Below are 21164 nucleotides of genomic sequence, written 5' to 3'. Positions count from 1 at the left end.
CATCACTCCTGCGTGCGGCGCGCATTCTCGTGGTAGCGGGAGAGGGTCGCCTGCCGCTGGTCCATGTACTTCGCGTCCTGTTTCATGTTGTAGGGGCGCGCAGCGCGATCTGTGCGGTAGAAGACCAGCTGCCCGATCGGCATCCCCGCGTAGACCTTGACCGGCCGGGAGTTCACGTTGCACATCTCGAGCGTTATCGTTCCCCGGAACCCCGCGTCGATCCAACCCCCCGTCTGGTGAAGTTCGACCCCGAGGCGCGCGATGCTGCTCTTCCCCTCGATGCTTGCCACGACGTCGTCGGGGAGCGCGATCGCCTCCAGGGTCTCGGCGAGGAGGAACTGGCCTGGTTCAAGGACGATCGAGTCGGCCACCGTCTCTTCGGTCTCAGCGCAGACGGTCTCTCTGTCGTAGGGGTCGATCACCGTCTCTCCCGGGACGTACCAGACAAAGTGGGAACCGAGCCTGATATCCAGTGAGTTTGGCTGGATCAGGGAGGGCTCGAAAGGATCTACCTGAATATGCCCGCGCCTGATCCGGTCTTCTATCTGCCAGTCGACAAGAATCATTCTAATAAATCTCTCCCGCAACCTATTCTTTGTTTTCGAGGTGCCACTCCGTCCGGCGCATCAGCCCGTGAAGCGTGCTCGCCTCGCGGATCGTCAGTTTCGTCCGGCCGAGTATGCGGCGAATCAGGGTCATCGTGTTCTCCCGCTTGAAGTCCGGATGGTCGACCCGGTCGAGGAAGGCGCTGATGTGCCGGTAGAGCGAATCCATCTCGACAGGGTTCGCAAGCGGGTAAGTCCCGCGCGGCAGGTTCGCAAGCTCGTAGCAGAGGATGCCCACCGCGTGGGAGAGGTTGAGGATAGGGTAGATCTCTGAAGTCGGGATGGTGCAGATGAGGTTTGCCCGTTTGAGTTCGGTGTTCGCGAGCCCCCAGTTCTCCCGCCCGAAGAGGATCGCGACCTTCCCGTCGATATCGGCGACGATCTCCCTGACCTCCGCGGGCGCGTAGTAGGGCATCCGCATCGGGGTGCAGACCGACTTGCTCACCTCGCCGGTCGTCGCGACCACGAAGTCGAACTCCCGGTAGACCTCCTCGATCGTCATCCGCCGGGCGCCGTCGAGAACGTCGCGGGCGTGGGAGGCGCGCATGGTCGCGTCGTCGCCGAGCGTGCAGGGGTTGACGAGAACCAGCCGGGTGAACCCGAAGTTCTTCATCACCCGGGCGGTAAACCCGACGTTCCCCTCGTAGAGGGGTTCGACCAGGACGATCGAGATCTCAGGCATGCCTCATTGTACCGCCCGGACCGTCGCCCGGAGCACGTCGATCCCTTCCTCGTAGACTGCGTTCCCCACGACGATCGTATCGGCATACCGGCCCATCTCCGCCGCCTGCTCGGCCGAGCGGATCCCGCCGCCGTAGTAGAGGGTGGCGTGCTCGATCGCCTCGGCCGCCGCCTTCACGATTGCCGGGTCTCCGTAGGTTCCGCTGTACTCGATGTAGACGATCGGGAACCGGAAGTAGCGATCCGCCACTTCCACGAACGCGGTCACATCCCCGGCCGAGAGTGCGCAGTTCGCCCCCGTCACCCGGCCGACGGCCGAGTTCGGGTTGAGGACGATGTAGGCCTCCGGCACCACCATCTCCCAGTCGATGCTGCTCGCCTGGCGCAGCCAGGCATAGTGCTTCCCGACGATCCAGCGGACGTCGTTTGCGTTCATCACGCTCGGCACGAAGAGGTGGTCGATCTTCCCGTCGAAGATGGCGCAGTCAGGGCTCGCCGGTTCCACCACCAGCGGCAGTCCGTAGGAGGAGACCAGATCCAGGAGTTCATGGAGATTCTCCTGTGTCACGTTCAGCGTGCCCGAGAGCATCAGGGCGTCGGTTCCGCTCGTCGCGATCTCCTCGGCGGCTCCCTCAGGGAGGCGTTTATCCGGGTCAAGTTTCGTTACGTGTGCCCAGGTCTTCCAGTTCGCATGCATGGTGTCACTTCAGGTGGCCGATGTAGTCGTGGAGCCTAGCCTTCGGGATGCCGGTGATGGTAGCGATCTCATCGGGATTGGCATCACGGAGCGTAGCGGCGTCATAGATGCCTGCAAGGTAGAGCCTGTCCACGGTCGCTTCACCAAGCCCGGGGATCTCCAGGAGTTCGTTTCGTCCGCGGTCAAAGGCCGCTTTGGAGATCTTCTGGGGGGTGGGGTGCCCGCGGTGCCTGCAGACCAGATCCACATGTTTATGTATGGTCTCCGGATTAATGCCGGTTTTGCTTGCAAGGTAGGGGATGGGGAGGTAGCAGAGGTCGTCGGGACTCGAGACGCCGCCTGCCTGATACTTCTTCATGCTGACCGCGGGAACCCCGGCCTCCCGGAGGGCGCGCTCGTTGCAGAGCCCGCGGGCCGCGTCCAGGAGTTCGGTTCCGGTTGCCTCCGGGATCCCGGCCTTCTTGATCGCCGCAATGTCGGCGAGCGAGAGCGCGTGGATATCGCCGATCCCCTGTTCGAGGAGGTTCTTGATGATCTTCGCGTGGCTCCGGCCCTTCCTCGGCGGGACGATCTTTCGGACGAACTTCCTGAGTTCCGAACGACGGCGGAGAACCTCGAGAGCATCCTCCGCCTCTTTCGTGAGCTCTGCGGCCTCGCTCGTCCCGGCGCCGACGGTCTTCGCGAGATCTTCAGGCTGCATGCCCGCGATCTCGGAGACCGTGTAGATGTGATGCGCATGCAGGCGGCGCATGAGGTCGTCGGTCATCGAGGGCATCATCCGGAGCGCCTCGACGTTCGAGGCGATATGACTGCAGAGCGGGCAGCCGATGTCCCAGGGGCGTGAGCCCTTCCTGATCAGGCGGACGTGGGCGAGGTTGTGCTCTGCACACGTCGCTTCGACCCGGATCGCCTTGCCCCAGGTGCTGCCGGGCAGGCTGATGTTGAACCGGCACTCGGGGTAGCCGGTGCACCCGATGAACTGGGAGACCCCGATGTGCCGGATCCGGAGATCGTGGCCGCAGGCGGGGCAGGGGCCGACGGTATGCTCCTCGGCGGTCTGCTCCATGATCTCGCTACCGATCTCCGACTCGTGCGCCTCGAGGTTGTCGAAGACCTTATGCAACATCTCGCGTGACTCGGTGACGACGTCGTCGCGGGAGCGCTGGCTCTGCTTGATGAGTTGCATGTGCTCCTCAAGCGTCTGGGTCATCTCTGGTTCGGTGATCGTCCCGGCGTGGTTGTCGAGCGCGTCGATGACCGCCCGGCCGACGAGGGTCGGGCGGAGCGGGTTACCCTCCACGTAGCGGCGGGAGACGAGTTTGCCGATCACCTCGTGCCGGGTGCTCTTCGTTCCGAGGCCGAGTTCCTCCATCACCTGGATGAGCCTGCTCTGTGAGTAGCGCGCCGGCGGCTGCGTCTCCTTCTCTTCGAGGCTCACCTTCTTGATCGGCAGCCGCTCACCCTGGGCGAGCTCCGGGAGGATGTTCTCCTTCGCCTCCGAGTAGGGGTAGACCCGGCGCCACCCGGCGTAGAGGAGCCTGCCGCCCGTGGCCTTGTAGGACTCGCCGGAGGCATCGAAGGTGCATCGTGTGGTCGTCCAGTTCGCGTCGGGGGAGAGGGTCGCGAGGAACCTCCGCACGACGAGTTCATAGACCTTCCACCGGTCCTGCCCGAGCGCTTCGCGGGTCGCCGCCCCCGCCGGGTGGATCGGCGGGTGGTCGGTGCTCTCCTTCTTGCCCCGGGTCGGGACGGGCCGCCGGTTCTGCTGCACCCAGGCGACGTCCTTATCGAAGGCCCCTCCTTTGAGGGTGTTGAGGATCGTGTTCAGGTTCAGCGATTTCGGGTAGACCGTGTTGTCGGTCCTCGGGTAGGAGATGTACCCGTTCATGTAGAGGTCTTCGGCGATCCGCATCGCGTTCGCCGCAGAGAGGCCCAGGCGGGCCGCCGCGACGATGAACGTCGTGGTGTCGAACGGCGTCGGCGCCCGGTCGACTTTCTGCCCCTCTTTCACGTCCGTGACGACGAGCGGTTCCTTTGTCCCCGCCTCGGCGGCGAGGGCCGCTTCGTGGTCAGTGAACCGCCCGGCGGTGTGCCGCGCCTCGATCGCTACACCGTCCTTCTCGGTGTCGAGCGAGAGCATCCAGTAGGTCTGGGGGACGAACTTCTCGATCTCGCGCTCCCGCTCAACGATCATGGCGAGCGTCGGGCTCTGGACCCGGCCGACGGAGAGGATGTTGGTGCCGCCCCGCCGTGCCGCGAGGCTGATGAACCGGGTCAGCGACGCGCCCCACATCAGGTCGACCGCCTGGCGGGCCTCGCCGGCGGCCGCGAGGTCGAAGTCGAGGTCGGTCAGGTTCTCGAAGGCGGAGCGGATCTCCGCCGGGGTTATCGCGGAGAACCGGGCCCTGTTGATCCTGACGCCGGGGTTCACCGCACGGACGAGTTCGTAGGCCTCTTTCCCTATCAGTTCTCCTTCCGTATCGTAATCTGTGGCAATCGTGACGAGGTCAGCCTTCTTCGAGAGTTTCTGGATGAGGTTGACGATCTTCTTCTCGGTCGGCTTCTTGATGATCCCCGCGTCGATGAGGCTTCGCGGTGTATGGATCTCGCTTCGCCAGTTCGTGTAGCCCGGCTCGAAATCCACCTCCACCACGTGCCCTTTGAGGCCGACCACCGTCTTTGTGTCGAAGGAGTAGGTGGATACGCTTCCGTCCTTCGTCGCTCTCACCTTCTCGCTGCCGGCGAGGATCTGCGCGATCCGGTTTGCCGAGATGTTCTTCTCTGCGATGATCAGATGCACTGCGGATTACACCCCGCCTCTGTCGATGTATTCGGATACGATACGGCCGAGTTCCCGCGGGTCGGCCCGCCCGCGTGTCTCCTTCATCACCTGCCCCACGAGGAAGTTCAGGGCCCCTTTCTTCCCGGCCCGGTAGTCCTCCACGGCCTGGGGGTTCGCGGCGACCACCTTCTCGACGACCTGCGTGAACTCGCCTTCCGCGGCCCTGGTGAGCCCTTCGCGCTCCACGATCGCGGCGGGAGGCTCGCAGGGATTACCGGCGGCGCAGGCATCGAGCATCTCCCGCAGAACCTGGACGCCGGCCGCATCGGTGATCGTCTCCGACCGCAGGAGCGCGATGAGTTCCGCGATGCGCTCGGCCGGGACGGCGGCGATGCTCATCTCGCGGTAGTTGAGTTCCCCGAGAAGCGTGTCGGCCACCCAGGTTGCGGCGAGGACGGGTTCGACGTGAGCGACCGCCTCGTAGAAGTCGGCGAGCTTCGGGTCTCCCGTCAGCGTCCGGGCGTGGTTGAGCGATATGCCATACTGCGCCATGAACCGGTTCTTCCGGGCGACAGGAAGTTCGGGGAGGTCGATCGCCTCGACCCATCCCGCGACCCGGAGCGGCGGGAGGTCCGGGTCGGGGAAGTAGCGGTAGTCCTGCGCCTCTTCCTTGCTGCGGGCGGAGGTGGTGATCCCGCGCCCTTCCACGAAGTGCCGGGTCTCTCGCGCCACCTTCTGGCCGCGCCGGAGCAGGTTCCTCTGCCGGGTCACCTCGAAAGTGAGGGCTTTCTCGACGCCCTTGTAGGAGGAGATGTTCTTGACCTCAACCCGTTCGGAGCCTTCCATCGATATGTTTGCATCCACGCGGAGGCCGCCCTCCCGCTCGCCGTCGAAGACCCCGAGATACTCGAGGATCGTCCGGAGTTTGTTGAGGAACCGGCGCGCCTCCTGTGGTGAGCGCATGTCCGGTTCGGTGACGATCTCTAGAAGCGGGATGCCGGACCGGTTGTAGTCGACGAGCGAGTACTTCGACCCGCCTGCGATGTGGATGAGCCTTCCGGGGTCTTCTTCGAGGTGCGCCCGGGTGATCCGGACAATCTTCTCGTGCCCCTCGTCGTCCTCGATCTCGACCGTCCCCTCTACCGCGAGCGGTCTGTCGCTCTGGGTGATCTGGTAGGCCTTTGCGAGATCGGGGTAGAAGTAGTTCTTCCGGGCGAACTCCGACTCTTCCGGGACTCTCATGTCGAGGGCTTTTGCCACCTTGAGGCCGTACTCGACCGCTCTTTTGTTCAGGCGCGGGAGCGCGCCGGGGAGGCCGAGACAGACCGGACAACAGTGGGTGTTCGGCTCGTCGTCACGGTAGTCGGTCGAGCACCCGCAGAAGAGCTTTGTCGCGGTCGAGAGCTGGACGTGGATCTCGAGCCCGACGATCGTCTTCATGCCCTCACCTCCTGCTCGTAGGCAAACGCGACATCGACGACGCGCTCGTCCTCGAACTGTCTTCCCATGATCTGGAGGCCCACGGGAAGGCCGTCCACCCTGCCGCACGGAACGGATATCGCCGGGATGCCGGCGAGGTTCGCGGGGGCCGTGAGAATGTCCGAGAGGTACATCGAGATCGGGTCGGTCTTCTCGCCGAGACGGAAGGCGACTGTCGGCATCGTCGGGCCGGCGATGACGTCCGCTTCCCGAAGGGCTCGCCCGAAGTCCTCCCGGATCTTCCGGCGGGCTACCTGCGCCTTCGCGTAGTACTGGCCGGCGTAACCGGCCGAGAGGGCGAAGGTCCCGAGCATGATCCGGCGCCGGACTTCTGCGCCGAGTAACTCCCGCCGCAGGTCCTGGTAGGCCTCGTGCCAGGACTTCCTGGTGTCGACCGCCGGGCCGTAGCGGACGCCGTCGAACCGCGCGAGGTTCGAGGAGGCCTCGCTCGTGCAGATGACATAGTATGCGGCGAGCGCGTGCCGCATTCCGGGGATGCTCACCGGGACCGTCTCGGCCCCGAGCCCTTCCAGGACCCCGATGGCGTCGCGGACACTCTCTCCCACACGGGGATCGACGCCTTCGCCGAAGTACTCTTCGGGTATCCCGATCCTGAGCCCTTTGACCTCGGCCGAGGGCCGGTGGTTATACGGGCGGTCGAGCATCGTCGAGTCGCGGGGGTCGTAGTGCGCGATCACCGACATGAGCCTCGATACATCCTCGACTGTCCGTGCCATCGGCCCGACCTGTTCGAGGGAGTTGGCGTAGGCGATGAGGCCGTAGCGGGAGACCCGGCCATAGGTGGGTTTGAGGCCTGCGATCCCGCAGAACGCTGCGGGGCACCGGATCGAACCGCCGGTATCGGTGCCGAGCGCCATCGGGACGAGGCCCGCGGCGACGGCGGCGGCGCTCCCGCCGGACGACCCGCCGGGCACCCGTGTTAGATCGACCGGGTTTCGGGTGGGGCCGAACGCGCTCGTCTCGGTAGTGGAGCCCATCCCGAACTCGTCCATGTTGGTCTTGCCGACGATCGCGGCACCTGCTCTCCGGAGGAGGTCCACGACATGGGCGTCATACGGCGGGACGTAGCCATCGAGGATCTTCGACCCGCAGGTGGTCCGTATCCCGGCTGTCGATATGTTGTCCTTGACCGCGACGGCGGTGCCGGCGAGCGGACCGTCACCGAACGGCGCTTCGGCGCAGGTGGTGATGAAGGCGTTATACCGGTCGTCCGGCGAGAAGTCCAGGGTTCCCGCCACTCACATCACCCTCGGCGCTTTTATAAATCCGTTCTCGGTCGATCCTGCGTTTGCGAGCGCCTCTTCCTGCGAGAGGCAGGGATCGGGCTCGTCGTCCCTGAAGACGTTCACGACCCGGGTATCCGGGGCGTTCTCGCCCTCGACGGTATCGAGAACCTCGAAATACTCGATGATCGCGTTGAATTGTCTGGTGAACTCCGGCACCTCGTCTCTTGATATCCCGATATCCGCAAGTTCCGCTATATGTTCAATATCGCTCTCAGTAATCATGTTCCGCCCTGCTGATCTCCGTTAAGTACCCTTGTACCGACTTTTTATAACCGTTTGTACGTGCAAGCTGTTGGATTGTCCGCCAGATTCCGCTCCCGTACTGCATCGCTTTCTTCTCGGCCCGGGCGATCTCGGCGGGAATGTGCCGCTGTGCAACGGCTCTCAGGGGGCGCTTCCTTAACCCGCCGCGCACCCGCTCGGCGGCCGGGATCGCCCTTGCGGCGCGCACCACCCGGAGATCGAGATACGGCATCGAGAAGTACGTGCCGTGGCGCGCCGCAACCGCCTGGTCCCGCGCCCTCTGGCGTCCGTGATCCGCATAGTCCTGTTCGAGTTCCGCCGCGAGGTCGCTGGAGGTGAGGTAGCGGGCGTAGCCGCCGAAGAGCTCGTCCGCCCCCTGTCCGGCGAGGATCCGGGTATGGCCGTGCTCCGCCGCCCATGCGGCGACGAAGAAGAGGGTCGTCGCGATCGAGGCCTCGACGGGGTTTTCCGGGTCGGGGATGACCCGGACGACGCGGGCGAGTACCTCCGCGACCTCGTCCACGGTCGGGGTGACGACCTCAAGGTCGAGTCCCATCATCCTTGCAGCTTTCTCTGCCCACACGGCATCGTGCGACCCGTGGAGCCCCACCGCCACGCAGGGGAGGCCGGCGAACGCGGCGATGAGGGCTGAATCCACCCCGCCGGAGAACGCCACCACCCCTTCGTCGCTCCGAAGACCGATCGCGGTGACGATTGCCTCTTCAAGCGCACAAGGTGCCGGGTCGGGGGCTATCCGGGCCGCCTCCCGCCCGTTGCAGCATACGGTTCCCGGCGGAACCGGGCCGGGCATGATCCCGAAGGCATCGCGCGCGGTGCAGTTGTCCCAGGTGAGCAGGAACTCGCCGCCGCACCGGGTGAGGGCCTCCGGCTCCTCGCTGAGCATCCGCTCAACAGCATTCGGCATAAGCCGCACCCCGTCACACTCTATCCAGCCCTTCAGGTTCATGATCGGCGTATTCCGTAATCCGGCGGTTATCGCCATGAGGCTCGCGCAGTATATGAGCGTCTCAAAAAACGGATCCGTGACAGTGTTTGCACTGTTGGACTATAAATGTGCGTACATTGGCCGGCGCGAAATGCGGGCGGTTTGGAGGGTTTCAGCCGGAATCTGTCACCCCCGGGCGGAGACGGCTGCCCGAACCAGGCGCAGCGTCACCTCGGGCACGTGGCCCTCGGCAAAGGTGAGCGTCACTCGGCCGTCTCCGGAGGATGGATGTGCAGTTAACGACATTGGCATATATTCTTGTCTCGTGCAGCGTCTCGTTGCACGCCTCCCAGAGTGGCGTGTTCAGCGGAACCGGGAGGCCTGTATTGACCGCGATTTCGATCGTGGGCGGTGATTGGGAAGTCAGGTTGATCTTCATCGTCTCCACCGACGTATCGAACGAAAGCGTCCCCCCACGCCGTTTCCGCTCGCGAACGTCTGCTCCCACGAGAAATTCCTGGGCGCTGGAGGAGATCGGGAGACGGCTGCTTGAAGCGCACGAACGTGGCCTCTGGGATGCCGATCCGGATGTTCTCGAAGGGTTGCGGGCGGCGTACCTGGAGATGGAGGGCTGGATCGAGGACCTGATGGGCGATGCCGGAGGTGACATCCAGGGTGGTGCGGTTCGCGTGGTGACCGTGGGGGATGTAAAAGCACTGCGGGGAGCACGGGAGGAGGAGTGAGCGGCGTGAAGACGGCGATGGCGACACCCGTTAACGCGTCGCGCTCCACCGGTAATCGTCTTCGTGCGGCACGTTCCCGCTTTCCCCTCATTCCTGCTTTCGCAGCCTGAGCAGACATACCGTGAGAAACAGTGCACCCGCTGCAGCAGCTACCCCGAATCCCGGCGATGCGGGTGCCGCCGGGTCTTCGAGCTGGATTGCATACAGGTCGTTTCCATCGCTCACGACGATTGTCCTGCCGTCGGGAGACCACTGCTGCATCATGTACGTTGGATTATCAGGACCGAGGGGTGCGAGGCCGGAGCCGTCGCTCTCCATCACCCAGAGCTTCCGGTCCCTCGACTCCGACCGGAAGGCGATCCTGCTGCTGTCCGGCGACCAGACCGGGGATGTGTCCCAGTTTCCGGTCGTCAATTGCTCCGAACCCGATCCGTCGCTCTCGATAACCCGGAGAGAAAACTCCGGCAATGTTCCAGGCGGTGCCGCGACTACGTAGGCGATCCTGGTGCCGTCCGGGGACCAGGAATACCCGGATACGTTCCCTTCGCTGAACGTCATCTGTGTCTTGCCCGTTCCGTCGCTCTGCATCGTCCAGATCTCGCTCTTCCCGGAAGGATCCGAGAGGTATGCGATTCTGTCCCCGTGCGGCTGCCACAGGGGCAGCAGTGCATCTCCGCCGGTCGTCAGCTGCTTCTTGTTGCCGCCGTCCGCGTCCATGATCCAGATATCGGCATCTTTCCGGATATCTGAGAGGTTCACCGCAGGCGACCCGTTTGCGGCGGTGGCCACGAAGGTCTCCCATATCGCCGAATTATCGAAGAGGCAGGAGGTATAGACTATCCGCTTCCCATCGGCGCTCCAGTCCGCTCCGTAGCCGGAAAGCGTCAGGCCGGGGAGGATGCGGCCGTTTTCGGTCAGGCGCACCTTCCCGGTCCCGTCCGGGTTCATCGTCCAGAGGTCGGGCCCCTCTTCGTCGCCGGACAGGAAGAGGAGTTTCTTCCCGTCCGGCGACCAGGGATCAAACTCAGTGAAGAGATTCCACGAACGGTCGTCCGTCACCGGTACCGGGTTTTGGCCGTCGCGCTCCATCACCCGGATGCCGGCATGGACTCCGTCGGATGAGACAAAGGTGATCCTATCTCCGTCCGGAGACCAGAAGGGGTATGCATCGAATGCCGGATCGTCTGTCAGTTGAACGACGGATGCAGCCGCTGCCGGGGGAGCGCACGCGATCAGCAGCAAGACGATACAGGCCGTTTTTTGATTCATGCAGACCTCTCCTGCGCGTTTCATGGGTATATAACGCAGGAAGCAGAAGCGTCCTCTCTACCGATATTTGTCCATATGATAACCCAGACCCAACATTCAGCATGTACTTTTACTTCCACTGTATAGGAGGAAGCTGAAGGTGCTACATCTATATTGTCCGTACCGGACTGTATGCAGTAATCGGTATAGAGGGGTTTCACGATCTCACTCAAGCCGCCAGGCCAACTCACTTTGATTGTTGTACTGAGTTCGCAGTTCGTGAATGTGAACTGTCGACTATAATCGAAACATCCACTTACATACCAGTCTATTCTAACATAGCGGGTACCGTCACCCCTCTGATACAGATCTGCAGAATTAATCTTTGCTGATGCGTTCATTTTAACGTCCTGAACGGGACCACAAGAACCAATTGACATCACATCACTCTCCTGTTCGGCACATTTTCTTCCCCTTGCAATACTATGTCACTCGAAATTCCGTAACAGTGCCTGGAGGAATACGGAACCGCAACGGATATCCCCTATGGCAGCCAGCAGCCCTATTGCCCCCCGGGCACGCTTTTGGGGGACGGGATACGACGGCAATCGGGGTTCCCGGCCCCCGGCGGGATACCGTACGCGGTGTCACCGTTCAAGATGTCAATGTTCTCCCATATACCTTTTCTGTGACAAACATCGAACTGTCGCGGCTGTACCCGGGCCGTAGCATTCTCCTGATACGCCCTCGTTGTTCCATCTCCCGGCAGTACGGCCGATCTCCAGTGGAAACATACCTAGATCCCCGGATCGCGGGTATGAGTGCATACTCCGGTAAGAACCCTGCATACCTTCCCCGAATATCGAAACCCAGCGGAATAATCGGCCTGTCTCCGCTGCAGCCCCTCCCCGGGAGCGAAGGTGCGCGCCCGTCTCTCATCGGATATCCGTCCGCATGAACCGCGTGTATGCGACGGCAAAGAAGACGACGGGATAGAGGATCAGCGCCACCACGCTCGACCATATCTCGCCGAGCGTATCTTCAAGGGTCGCCTCAGGGAGGCGTGAATCCTCAGGATCAGGATGCTCCTCAGGGAGCGTCCTTCGAGCATTGTCAGGTGCGCGTCCGGTGAACCGTCGTGCCCGGGAATTGCTATCGCCGGGAGCAGGCGGGGAAAAGTTTCGAAAAATTCGGCTTTTCTCGTATCGACTGGTTCCCGGGCACTACCCGGCATGACAGGGGAGCCGGGATCGGTCGAACGGCGAAAGACCGGGACGGTGGCGCCGTCGGGGAAATTAATGTTACTAATAATTAATATTGTGGCACTTAATCTTAATAATATTAAATTGTATGACACTCGACGTTCTACCTCTGCCCGGCGGGCGGTGGCAGGATCGCTGAAATGCCATGGCTATCTCACCGGGCTTCCGGGTTCCTCGCCGCCGCCTGCCGAACTGCCCTGCACGGCCGGCGGGGCAGAGGTGACTGACCATGAAGAAATGCATTCAATCCGAAAAGGGCGAGGTCCTCCTCGACACCGACCGCGACGTCTGGCTCTACCTCGCGCCGCGGGGCGGCAACATCGGTGGGGCATTCGCGCGTGGAAAGGACCTCTACCTGCACGAAGAGGAGGGGCTGCCGGATGTCTACTACATTCACTCCTGGTCGATGGAGCCCGGAGAAGAAGAACAGATCCAGGCCGTTTCCATCGTATCTGCCGAAGAATTCCTGGAGTCGCGGGGGCTCGTGCTTGCCGCATACCCGGAGCAGAGGGGGAGCCAGGTGCTGCGGTCGTACGGCTACGGCGTCGCGGAAGAGTTCTGAGACCTCAAGGAGGGAGGGGGTGCGGTGGTGCATCCCGCCTGATGCCCCTCTCACCGGCAGAGCGGCGTGAGTTTCTCGATCAGCCGCTCCACCTGCCGGACGGCCGTCCCGATGTAGGCGTCGGGGTCGAGGAGCGCATCGAGTTCCTCGCGGGTGACGAACGCCGTGACCTCCGGCCGCTCGCCGAGCACCTGGCTGAGGTCGCGGTCTTCGTCGAGGGCCTGCATGCTCGCCGTCCGCATCACTTCGTGGGCGTCCTGCCGGTTCATGCCCCGCTTTGTCAGGTCGATCATCACCGACTCGGCGAGGTTCACGCCGCGGAGCATCATCAGGTTCTTTCGGATGTTCTTCTTGTTGAACTCGAGGCCATCCATCACGGCGATCATCACGTTCAGGATGTGGTCGGCGAGCACCGACGCCTCGGGGAAGAGCACCCGCTCGGGGGATGAGTTCGTGAGGTCGCGCTCGTCCCAGAGGACGTTGTTCTGCAGGGCGGGTTCGACCGCTGAGCGGACGATCCGGGCAAGGCCGCAGACCTGCTCGCTCTTGATCGGGTTTCTCTTGTGGGGCATCGTGCTCGAGCCCACCTGCTTCTTCCCGAACGCCTCCGCGACCTCCCCAATCTCGGAGCGCTGCATCAGCCGGAGTTCAAGCCCGATCTTGTCGAGCGTGGTCGCGACGTTTGCGAGGAGCATGAAGTACTCCGCGTAGCGGTCCCGTGCGATGATCTGGTTCGAGACGTCCACGGCCCGGATACCGAGGAACTCCATCATCGTCTCCTGGATCTCGATACCGGCATCACCGAGGGCCGCCTGGGTGCCTACGGCACCGGTGAGCTGCCCGACGACGACGCGGGGTCGCATCTGGCGGAGCCGCTCGATGTGGCGGGAGACCTCGCTCGCCCAGATCGCGAACCGGAGGCCGTAGGTCGTCGGGACGCCGATCTGCCCGTGGGTTCGGCCGGCGCAGACGAGGGTCTTCGTCTCGGCGCTCCGGGCGAGGAGCACCGAGAGGAGTTTACCGAGTTTCTCCTCGATGAGCGCGAGGCTCTCGCGGATCTGCAGGGCGGTCGCCGTGTCCAGGATGTCGTTTGAGGTCGCGCCGTAGTGGATCCACCGCCCGGCGTCGCCACAGACCTCGGCGACGGCCTTGACGATCGCCATCATGTCGTGGTTGATCTCGGCCTCGATCTCCTGCGCTCGCTCGAGGCGGGCCTCCGGCGCGCGGGCCGCGATCGTCTCCGCATCCTCGCGGGGGATCATCCCGTGCGCCGCCTCAGCACGGGCCAGCGCCACTTCGGCCGTGACGATCGCCCGGAAGCGGTTCTCCTCACTCCAGACGGCACGCATCTCCAGGGTGCCGTAGCGGTAGTCGATGGGATGGATTGCCATAATGGAGAAGTGTTGGCATCCTCGCTACAAAAAAGAGGTTGCCGCACCTGTCCCGCGCCGCAGAGCCCGCCGTCATATCCACTCATTCCTCCTGAAGTAGAGGAGCATCGCGGCCGCGACGCCTACCATGATGAGGAGGACGAGCGGGTAGCCCCAGGGCGAGTCTTCGAGCGGTATGTTCCTGAGGTTCATCCCGTAAAACCCGGTGATGAAACTCAAGGGGATGAAGATGCTCGCGACGATGGTGAGGATCGTCGTGATCTCGGCGAGCCTGTTGTTCTGGTTCGAGGTATGGAGGTCCATCACGCCGGAGAGCGTATCGCGGGTATACTCCGCAACCTCCGCCGCCTGGATGCACCGATCGTATACATCCCGGAAGTACGGGATCGTCTCCTTCCGGACCAGGCTCAACTCCCGGCTTGCGAGCGATCCGAGAACCTCGCGTGCCGGCACGGCCGCTCTCCGGATGGTCAGGAGATCTTCTTTGAGTTCGTAGATCTGTTTTAAGGCAAGCGGATCCGCGGCAGCCAGAACCCTGCCCTGGAGGTCTTCCACCCGGTCGTCGACCGCGTCGAGAATGGCGAGGTAGACGCCCACGATGGCGTCGAGGAGCGTGTAGGCGAGGAAGTCCGGACCCATGCCCCGGAGGAGACTCAGCTCGTTCCTGAGCCGCTCTCTGACCTGTTCGAAGACCCGGAAGGGCTGCTCGCGGAACGTTATGACGTAGTTCTCCCCGAAGATCAGGCTGACCTGCTCGCTTACAACCCTGCCGTCTCTCTCCGAGAGCATCCTCGCGATGACGGCGACGTAACTCCCGAACTCCTCCACCTTCGGCCGCTGGTCCGGGGCGGTGATATCCTCCATCGTGAGCGGGTGGATGCCGGCCTGCCTGCCGAGGATCACGAGTTCGTCGCGCTCCGGCACCCCGATAACGTCGATCCAGGTGACCGTCTCCCGGCCGATCCACGACCAGGCCTCGGTGAGTTCGATGCACTCGTGCTCCTCGATGCGGTCCTGCGTGTAGTCTATCACGCGGATCGAGAGTATCCCACAGGTTTTTTCCGGCTGCATCAACACCTCCGGACTGCCTGCTCCCCGGGGAAGAGGCGGCTGCACCTCGCCAGTCCCGGGGAATCAGTCGGCGAGTCGCCCGCCAGGAGTCGTGGACACCACCCCGGGGAAGGGGCATTCATCCCAAGGTATAAAACATCACTGCCTGCCCAATCATGCGTCTTTTACCGGCCCGCCGCCGTAGGAGATGGATCTACTCGGTCGCGACGGCGGTTCCCGCGCCGACGATCCCGCAGGCGACCAGGATGCAGTTGGCGTCGATCCGGACCCGAAGGGGAATGACGCCGATAACGACGACCATTAAGGTGGATGCCGTTCTCCGAAACGAGTAGTATTCCCTCTCGTCCGTGCTATCGCCGGCGCACGCGGGCTTCGACGCAGCGGGAGATACCGGTATCCGGTTATGAGCGGGGGTACCGGCAGCGGTTCAGATCCACTCTTCCTTCCTGAAGTAGAGGAGCATCAACCCCGCGACGACCGCCATCGAGGCGAGGGCGGCCGCATAGCCCAGGGGATGCCCGATCCCCGGCATGTGCGCGAAGTTCATGCCGTAGACCCCGGCGATGAAGGTGAGCGGGATGAAGATGGTGGCGATGACGGTGAGGACCTTCATGATCTCGTTCATCTTGCTGCTCTGGCTCGAGAGATAGACGTCGAGTGTCCCGGTCATCACCTCCCGGTAGGTCTCCACCGTCTCGGCGACCTCTATAGTGTGGTCGTAGATGTCCCGGAAGTAGACGCGCGTCGGCTCACGGATCAGGGGCGATTCACCCCGTTCGAGTTCTGCCACCACGTCGCGAAGCGGCCAGACCGAGCGCCGGAGCGCAACCAGAGACCGTTTCAGGGCGTAGATCGCCTGCAGGGTCTTGCGGTTGGGTTCTGCCACCACCTCATCTTCGACTGCTTCGATACGCTCCCCAAACTCCTCGATCACGGTGAAATAACCGTCGACGATCGCGTCCAGCAGAGCGTGGAAGAGGCCGTCCGCCCCCTCGCCCCGGAGCCTTCCTGCTCCCGCGCGCAGCCGCTCCCTGATGCGCCAGAAGAGATCGCCCGGCTGCTCCTGGAACGAGACGACGTAACCGTTCCCGAGCAGAAGGCTGACCTGCTCGCTCTGGAACTCGCCGTCGCCGTCGGGGGCGAGCATCCGGACCGCGACGTAGAGGTAATCGCCGTAGTCCTCTATCTTCGGCCGCTAGCGGGTGTTCGCGATGTCCTCCAGGATCAGGGGGTGGATCCCGACGGCTTCCCCGACCTCCCGGATAACCCCGGCATCATGGACGCCGTCGACGTCGACCCAGGTGACCGTCGGGCGGGTGATAAGGTCCCGGAAGTCTCCCGGCCGGGTGCAGACCCGCTCGTCGAGACGGGCTGCGTCGTAGTCGATGACCGTGACGGTGACCGGTCGTGTGCGGGCAGCATCGGTGTAGACGAGATCCTTTGCCCGGTTGTCGTGCAGCCTCATTGGAGATCCGATAGGTTCTGGTCTGGATGAATGAGCCAAAAATCGGAGTGGTTTGCGGATTTCACTGTTTTGCTGTCTCGTCCTCTCGCTTCGCCTTCGCGGCGGCGCGGCCGATCAGGATCACCACGATCACTGCGATGATCGTCACGACGACGGCATACACCAGCATGGCGACGAGCGTGCTCTGATCGCCGAATATGAGGGCAAAAAGCTCTTGAATTGCGCCGTTCCATGCGAGAGCGGCGACCAGACCAAATGCGGCCGTGACGAGGGCCGCTATCTTGTCGATGACTTCTGCTTTGAAGGACATATGATTCCTCAGTCGGGAGGTTCACGGTAAGCAAGATAATACTTTCGTCATGTTTCATTTTCCTGCCCCCGTAAGGCAATTAAGTATTTTTTAATGGCTCTCAATGAAAACCGACGTCGATCTGTGCGCCGTGCTGCGTTCACGGCAGGACCGTGGTAGATCCGGCATCGTCCTCTCCCCCGCCTTCCTCCCCCTCACTTTCGCCCCGGGCACCCAAACTACATTGATGTACGACGTCGAACTGTATGCAATGGATAGTCTCGACGACTGGTTCCCGTACCGGGAGTACCGCCCTCACCAGCGGGAGATGCTTGAGTCGGCCGCAACTGTCGCCCGCGACGGCGGCATCGCCATGATCGATGCGCCGACCGGGAGCGGCAAGTCGAGCGTGGTCTCCGCGCTCCTTGCGGAGAGCCGGGGACGCAAAGTCTTCGTCGCCGTCCGGACCATCAGCCAGCTTGCGACGTTCATGCGGGAGCTCGAGCTCATCCGGAAGAAGCGCGGCGGCCTCAAGTTCGCCTACCTCATCGGTAAGTCCAGCATGTGTCCGCTCGGGGGCGAGGGTGACATCTACCGGCGGTGTGAGGGCGTCAAGTCCTTCTCGACGGCGCTGATGCGGGAGCGGGCGCAGAAGGGATCGCTCGTCCCGGCAAACGACCGCCAGATCAAACAGCAGATCCGCAAAATAGACCCGGAACACCCGCTCATCTGCCCCTACTTCATCCACGGTAAATCCTTCGTGGAGCCCGAGGATGGGGGGTTGAAGATGATCCCGTCGGCGGCCCTGCGCGTCCGGGCGGAGCGGGTGAGCACCGAGATGATCTGGCCCGACCAGCTCGCCGGGTTCTGCGGCGACATCTGCCCTTACGATACGATGATGCATGCCGCACGGGACGCCGATGTGGTGCTCGTGAACTTCTACCACCTCTTCGACGACGCCATCCGGGAGCAGATCTACCTCTCGCTCGGGATCGAGGGGCACGACGCCCTGCTGCTCATCGATGAGGCCCACAACTGCGGCGATGTCGTCCAGAGCATCGAGAGCGTGACGATCGAGGAGCGGGATATCGTGCAGGCCGGCCACGAACTCTCCGGTCGCCGCCGGTCGCCGCAGGCGGACGCCATCGTCCAGATTCTGCCGCAGATCACCCGGTTCATGGAGGCGCTCAAGGGCTCGCACGAGGTCGAGGACTGGTTCGACCCCGCCATCTTCCAGCGGATGATCCTCTCGGGGACACTCTACCGGAACGTGGAGGAGATCGTGGACGACCTCCTCAAGATCAGCGAGGGGATCCGCGAGAAGAACATGCAGGCGGGCGAGTTCCGGGAGAGCGCGATCGAACGGCTGACCGAGTTCTTCTACCGGATCTTCCGTTCCGCCGCCGACCCGGCCTACCTTACGGTCTACCGCAAAGAGGAAGAAGGGGCTGTGGCGCTCGAGGTCAGAAACATCGACCCGAGCACGAAACTCCAGGAGATCGCCCGTGCGCATGCCTGTTGTGTCTTGATCTCGGGGACGCTCTCGCCCATCGAGAGTTACCGCCGCTACTACTTCGGCGACCTCCCCGTCACGGCGATCTCGCTCCCGAACTCCTTCCCCCCCGAGAACCGCCGCATCTTCTGCGCAAACGACATCACCACCGCCTACTCGATGCGCCGGGACAGAGATAACCTCTCGCGGACCGAGGACTATATCACGACGTTCGCCCGCATCCCGGGGAACCTCGCGGTCTACTTCCCCTCCTACGACCTCCTGAACACCTTCGCGGATCGCTGCGCCCCCCGGATCAGGAAGAAGCAGATCTACATCGAGTCCAAGGATACCTCGGCCTCGGCCGCGATGCTCCGGGAGTTCATGGCCCTCCCCGGGACCGGCCGCTCTGGCGTCCTCTTTGCGGTCTGCGGCGGCAAGTGGAGTGAGGGCCTGGACTACCGCGGCGATATGCTTTCCGGGGCGCTCGTCATCGGTCTCCCGCTCGCACCGTTCAACCGCGTCCGTAAGATGGTGATCGACTACTTCCGGATGAAGTTCGGCGATGAGGGGGAGTTCATCAGCTACACCCTCCCGGCCGTCAACCGCGCCCTGCAGGCGTTAGGGAGGGTGCTCCGGACGCCTGAGGACAGGGGGATGCTCGTCCTCGGTGATAAACGGTTCCTTGAGTCCCGGGTTCACGCCGGGCTGCCTCCGTGGATGCAGGAGGAGATGACGAGATGCACCCTCGAAGAGTTCCGGAAGGAGGCCGAGAGATGGCGATCCTGAGCGGATCGTGCCGCTTCGGTCTCTGGAACGTCCATGTCTCGTGGCAGGACGATCTCGTCTACCGGGTGCGTTTTGCGCGCGAAGGTATCCCTGGCCCCGTCCCGGAAGAGATCCTGCGCTACTGTGCCGGGCGGCCATCGGATCTCTCCACGCTCAGAAGCGTCGCGACCGAGGGTGAGACGACCTTCGCGAGGATCTACCGTGCCGTCCGGGAAGTCCCCTGCGGGGAGACCGTCACCTACGGTGAGGTTGCCTGGATGGTCGGAACCGCGCCCCGGGCGGTCGGGGCGGCGATGGCGAGGAACCCGACCCCGCTCGTGGTGCCCTGCCACCGGGTCGTCGCGAAGACCGGCATCGGCGGGTTCTCCCCCGATCTCGCGATCAAAGAGGCCCTGCTGGCGATGGAACGCCAGAGAGATGTCTGCATGCCGGAAAAGGGAGAAGTTAACAGGTAACTCTGCTATAGTACTATCGAGATGAAGATCGTGGTCCTGGGTGCCGGGGCGGTCGGGCTGACCATTGCCGCGAAGTTGTCCCGCGTCGCGGACGTTCACGCCGTTACCCGGGCGCGGCATGCGAACGCGGTGCAGGAGCGGGGCTTTCTGATGACCGGCATATGGGGGGCGGGCACATACCGGTTCAGCTGCTCCGAGGATCTCCCCGACGGATGGCGGGATGCCGACTACTACATCGTCACCGCGAAGTCCACCGACACGGAGGCGATCTGCCGTCAGTTCGCCGACGCCATCAGGGGGCGCGAGACGGTGAGCCTCCAGAACGGCATCGGGAACGAGGAGATCATCGCGCGGTTCACCGACCGGGTCATCGCGGGCATGATCATCACCGGGTTCGAGTGGCGGGGCGATGCGTCGGTCCACGTCTCGGTGGAGGCGTCTCCCATGATACTCGGGAGGTTCCCGTCCGGTAAGGACGACGCGGTCGATGCCCTCGCCGCCCTCATGCGGGAGGCCGGTATCCGGGCGGAGGCAACCGCCGGGATCAGGACGGATGTCTGGAGCAAGACCCTCTACAACTGCGCGTTAAATCCACTCGGTGCCCTGATGAACGTCCCGTACGGCGCGCTCACCGATCCGCACGCATGGACGGTCGTCGCCGCGATCGTCCGTGAGGCATACCGGGTGGCAAAAGCCGAAGGCGTCGCCCTTCCCTGGGAGACGGCGGAGGCCTACCTCGAGTATCTCCGCACCGACCAGCTCCCCGCCACGGCCGCCCATCACTCGTCGATGCTCCAGGACATCGCTGGCGGGAGGAAGACCGAGATCGACTTCATGAACGGTGCGGTGGCGGCACTCGCCAGGAAGCACGGCATCGAGGCACCTTACAACACCTGCATCGCCGAACTGATCCGCTTCCGGGAGCGGCTCTGACGGCCGGGAGGGAGGAGCATGCGATCTGCGATAGTCCTTGTCGGCGGAGCGGCACGCCGTGCCGGGGGGCGGGAGAAGTATTTTTTTACGTTCCAGGGCAAGACCTTCATCGACCGCCTCATCGACACCCTGAAGGAGGCGGTCGACGAGATCGTGGTCGTTGCGCGGGATCCCGGGCAGTGCGAGCGGTTCAATCATCTCGGGAATATCCAGTGCATACCGGATCTCAGGAGAGGTCTCGGCCCCATCGGCGGCCTGCACGCGGGGGCGCTCGCGGTGCACGGCGAGTATGTCTTCGTTGCCGCCTGCGACATGCCCTGCATCCATCCGGGGGTGGTCAGGCTGCTCTTCGACGCTGCGGCTGGCTACGATGCCGCCATTCCGAGCTGGAACGCCGATATGCTCGAACCGCTCCACGCGGTCTACCGGAGAAGCGCACTGCTTGAGTATCTTGAGGAGCACGATTCGCTCTCGGTCCGGGCGATGATCTGGAGTCTCAATACCCGGTACGTGGGTATGGAGGAGATCCGGGAGATCGATCCCGACCTGTTGACGTTCACGAATATCAACAATCTCGAAGACCTGGAGTCGATCGATCCCGCGGCAGGACACGATACCGACGACCTGCGCGACGCTTGCTGAACGTCGTCACGCCGATCTTCGCACGGAACCCCGACCCGTAACCGGGCGGGAGACCGCCCGGCCTGCCGTATCTCTGCGAGCA

General features: G+C 63.3%; 20 protein-coding genes. 6 read left to right on the top strand and 14 right to left on the bottom strand.

The genetic code is table 11. The annotated features are described in order from the left end of the window. Positions 1–2: 2 nt before the first annotated feature. From dcd to FKB36_RS11265, 8 genes are read right to left on the bottom strand one after another with little or no spacing between them, the layout of a single operon-like run. Positions 3–566, bottom strand: a complete 564-nt coding sequence (gene dcd / locus FKB36_RS11300; protein WP_261598177.1) for a dCTP deaminase — start codon at positions 564–566, stop codon at positions 3–5. 22 nt (positions 567–588) lie between these two features. Further along, positions 589–1287 carry an RNA methyltransferase gene (locus FKB36_RS11295; protein ID WP_261598176.1) on the bottom strand — a complete coding sequence of 233 codons (699 nt, stop codon included), beginning with the start codon at positions 1285–1287 and terminating at the stop codon, positions 589–591. 3 nt (positions 1288–1290) lie between these two features. Then, on the bottom strand, positions 1291–1983 hold the full coding sequence (locus FKB36_RS11290) for a phosphoglycerol geranylgeranyltransferase (RefSeq protein ID WP_261598175.1): 693 nt from the start codon (positions 1981–1983) through the stop codon (positions 1291–1293). Positions 1984–1987: 4 nt separating this feature from the next. Next, on the bottom strand, positions 1988–4783 hold the full coding sequence (locus FKB36_RS11285; protein ID WP_261598174.1) for a DNA topoisomerase I: 2796 nt from the start codon (positions 4781–4783) through the stop codon (positions 1988–1990). A gap of 6 nt (positions 4784–4789) precedes the next feature. After that, positions 4790–6205: an Asp-tRNA(Asn)/Glu-tRNA(Gln) amidotransferase subunit GatB gene (gatB, locus tag FKB36_RS11280; protein WP_261598173.1), complete on the bottom strand. Its 1416-nt coding sequence runs from the start codon at positions 6203–6205 to the stop codon at positions 4790–4792. After that, entirely contained in the window at positions 6202–7503 is a 1302-nt protein-coding gene (gatA, locus tag FKB36_RS11275; protein ID WP_261598172.1) for an Asp-tRNA(Asn)/Glu-tRNA(Gln) amidotransferase subunit GatA, read from the bottom strand. Before gatA ends, gatB begins: the two co-directional genes overlap by 4 nt. Continuing rightward, entirely contained in the window at positions 7504–7773 is a 270-nt protein-coding gene (gatC, locus tag FKB36_RS11270) for an Asp-tRNA(Asn)/Glu-tRNA(Gln) amidotransferase subunit GatC (protein ID WP_261598171.1), read from the bottom strand. Next, the gene (locus FKB36_RS11265) at positions 7763–8719 is read right to left on the bottom strand and encodes an asparagine synthase C-terminal domain-containing protein (protein WP_261598170.1); all 957 of its coding nucleotides are present in this window, start codon (positions 8717–8719) and stop codon (positions 7763–7765) included. The genes gatC and FKB36_RS11265 overlap by 11 nt, the downstream gene beginning before the upstream one ends. 407 nt (positions 8720–9126) lie before the next feature. Here FKB36_RS11265 and FKB36_RS11260 point away from each other — a divergent pair, with 407 nt between their 5' ends. Next, entirely contained in the window at positions 9127–9483 is a 357-nt protein-coding gene (locus FKB36_RS11260) for a cobaltochelatase subunit CobN (protein ID WP_261598169.1), read from the top strand. 87 nt (positions 9484–9570) lie between these two features. Here FKB36_RS11260 and FKB36_RS11255 read toward each other — a convergent pair whose 3' ends face one another. Then, entirely contained in the window at positions 9571–10752 is a 1182-nt protein-coding gene (locus tag FKB36_RS11255; RefSeq protein ID WP_261598168.1) for an LpqB family beta-propeller domain-containing protein, read from the bottom strand. A gap of 1470 nt (positions 10753–12222) precedes the next feature. Between FKB36_RS11255 and FKB36_RS11250 the strand changes: the two genes are divergently transcribed. Further along, positions 12223–12555, top strand: a complete 333-nt coding sequence (locus FKB36_RS11250; protein ID WP_261598167.1) for a hypothetical protein — start codon at positions 12223–12225, stop codon at positions 12553–12555. A gap of 50 nt (positions 12556–12605) precedes the next feature. Here FKB36_RS11250 and purB read toward each other — a convergent pair whose 3' ends face one another. The 5 genes from purB to FKB36_RS11225 form a co-directional block, all read right to left on the bottom strand. Further along, the gene (gene purB / locus FKB36_RS11245) at positions 12606–13946 is read right to left on the bottom strand and encodes an adenylosuccinate lyase (RefSeq protein WP_261598166.1); all 1341 of its coding nucleotides are present in this window, start codon (positions 13944–13946) and stop codon (positions 12606–12608) included. A gap of 72 nt (positions 13947–14018) precedes the next feature. Then, complete coding sequence (corA, locus tag FKB36_RS11240; RefSeq protein WP_261598165.1) at positions 14019–15017, bottom strand: magnesium/cobalt transporter CorA; 999 nt, start codon at positions 15015–15017, stop codon at positions 14019–14021. Positions 15018–15444: 427 nt separating this feature from the next. Continuing rightward, positions 15445–16203 carry a magnesium/cobalt transporter CorA gene (gene corA / locus FKB36_RS11235; protein WP_261598186.1) on the bottom strand — a complete coding sequence of 253 codons (759 nt, stop codon included), beginning with the start codon at positions 16201–16203 and terminating at the stop codon, positions 15445–15447. A 9-nt stretch (positions 16204–16212) separates the two neighbouring features. After that, on the bottom strand, positions 16213–16482 hold the full coding sequence (locus tag FKB36_RS11230; protein ID WP_261598164.1) for a hypothetical protein: 270 nt from the start codon (positions 16480–16482) through the stop codon (positions 16213–16215). A 61-nt stretch (positions 16483–16543) separates the two neighbouring features. After that, positions 16544–16792, bottom strand: a complete 249-nt coding sequence (locus tag FKB36_RS11225; protein WP_261598163.1) for a DUF5654 family protein — start codon at positions 16790–16792, stop codon at positions 16544–16546. 250 nt (positions 16793–17042) lie between these two features. Between FKB36_RS11225 and FKB36_RS11220 the strand changes: the two genes are divergently transcribed. The 4 genes from FKB36_RS11220 to mobA are packed head-to-tail and all read left to right on the top strand — an operon-like array spanning position 17043 to position 21082. Then, on the top strand, positions 17043–19052 hold the full coding sequence (locus tag FKB36_RS11220) for an ATP-dependent DNA helicase (RefSeq protein WP_261598185.1): 2010 nt from the start codon (positions 17043–17045) through the stop codon (positions 19050–19052). Beyond that, the gene (locus FKB36_RS11215; protein WP_261598162.1) at positions 19040–19507 is read left to right on the top strand and encodes a methylated-DNA--[protein]-cysteine S-methyltransferase; all 468 of its coding nucleotides are present in this window, start codon (positions 19040–19042) and stop codon (positions 19505–19507) included. Before FKB36_RS11220 ends, FKB36_RS11215 begins: the two co-directional genes overlap by 13 nt. Positions 19508–19528: 21 nt before the next feature. Next, the gene (locus tag FKB36_RS11210) at positions 19529–20440 is read left to right on the top strand and encodes a ketopantoate reductase family protein (protein WP_261598161.1); all 912 of its coding nucleotides are present in this window, start codon (positions 19529–19531) and stop codon (positions 20438–20440) included. Between the two features lie 18 nt (positions 20441–20458). Continuing rightward, entirely contained in the window at positions 20459–21082 is a 624-nt protein-coding gene (mobA, locus tag FKB36_RS11205) for a molybdenum cofactor guanylyltransferase (RefSeq protein WP_261598160.1), read from the top strand. The last annotated feature ends 82 nt before the right edge of the window (positions 21083–21164 follow it).

The sequence above is a fragment of the Methanoculleus formosensis genome, from assembly GCF_025384765.1.
Lineage (GTDB): Archaea > Halobacteriota > Methanomicrobia > Methanomicrobiales > Methanoculleaceae > Methanoculleus > Methanoculleus formosensis.
The sequence above is the reverse complement of the archived record's forward strand: the minus strand, read 5'-3'. Positions and strand labels throughout refer to the sequence as shown.

What these genes read in the sequence shown, in the direction of transcription:
- dcd (WP_261598177.1), bottom strand. Translation starts at nt 566, where the DNA reads ATGATTCTTGTCGACTGGCAGATAGAAGACCGGATCAGGCGCGGGCAT.
- FKB36_RS11295 (WP_261598176.1), bottom strand. Translation starts at nt 1,287, where the DNA reads ATGCCTGAGATCTCGATCGTCCTGGTCGAACCCCTCTACGAGGGGAAC.
- FKB36_RS11290 (WP_261598175.1), bottom strand. Translation starts at nt 1,983, where the DNA reads ATGCATGCGAACTGGAAGACCTGGGCACACGTAACGAAACTTGACCCG.
- gatB (WP_261598173.1), bottom strand. Translation starts at nt 6,205, where the DNA reads ATGAAGACGATCGTCGGGCTCGAGATCCACGTCCAGCTCTCGACCGCG.
- gatC (WP_261598171.1), bottom strand. Translation starts at nt 7,773, where the DNA reads ATGATTACTGAGAGCGATATTGAACATATAGCGGAACTTGCGGATATC.
- FKB36_RS11265 (WP_261598170.1), bottom strand. Translation starts at nt 8,719, where the DNA reads ATGCCGAATGCTGTTGAGCGGATGCTCAGCGAGGAGCCGGAGGCCCTC.
- FKB36_RS11255 (WP_261598168.1), bottom strand. Translation starts at nt 10,752, where the DNA reads ATGAATCAAAAAACGGCCTGTATCGTCTTGCTGCTGATCGCGTGCGCT.
- FKB36_RS11250 (WP_261598167.1), top strand. Translation starts at nt 12,223, where the DNA reads ATGAAGAAATGCATTCAATCCGAAAAGGGCGAGGTCCTCCTCGACACC.
- purB (WP_261598166.1), bottom strand. Translation starts at nt 13,946, where the DNA reads ATGGCAATCCATCCCATCGACTACCGCTACGGCACCCTGGAGATGCGT.
- corA (WP_261598165.1), bottom strand. Translation starts at nt 15,017, where the DNA reads ATGCAGCCGGAAAAAACCTGTGGGATACTCTCGATCCGCGTGATAGAC.
- FKB36_RS11230 (WP_261598164.1), bottom strand. Translation starts at nt 16,482, where the DNA reads ATGAGGCTGCACGACAACCGGGCAAAGGATCTCGTCTACACCGATGCT.
- FKB36_RS11225 (WP_261598163.1), bottom strand. Translation starts at nt 16,792, where the DNA reads ATGTCCTTCAAAGCAGAAGTCATCGACAAGATAGCGGCCCTCGTCACG.
- FKB36_RS11220 (WP_261598185.1), top strand. Translation starts at nt 17,043, where the DNA reads ATGGATAGTCTCGACGACTGGTTCCCGTACCGGGAGTACCGCCCTCAC.
- FKB36_RS11215 (WP_261598162.1), top strand. Translation starts at nt 19,040, where the DNA reads ATGGCGATCCTGAGCGGATCGTGCCGCTTCGGTCTCTGGAACGTCCAT.
- FKB36_RS11210 (WP_261598161.1), top strand. Translation starts at nt 19,529, where the DNA reads ATGAAGATCGTGGTCCTGGGTGCCGGGGCGGTCGGGCTGACCATTGCC.
- mobA (WP_261598160.1), top strand. Translation starts at nt 20,459, where the DNA reads ATGCGATCTGCGATAGTCCTTGTCGGCGGAGCGGCACGCCGTGCCGGG.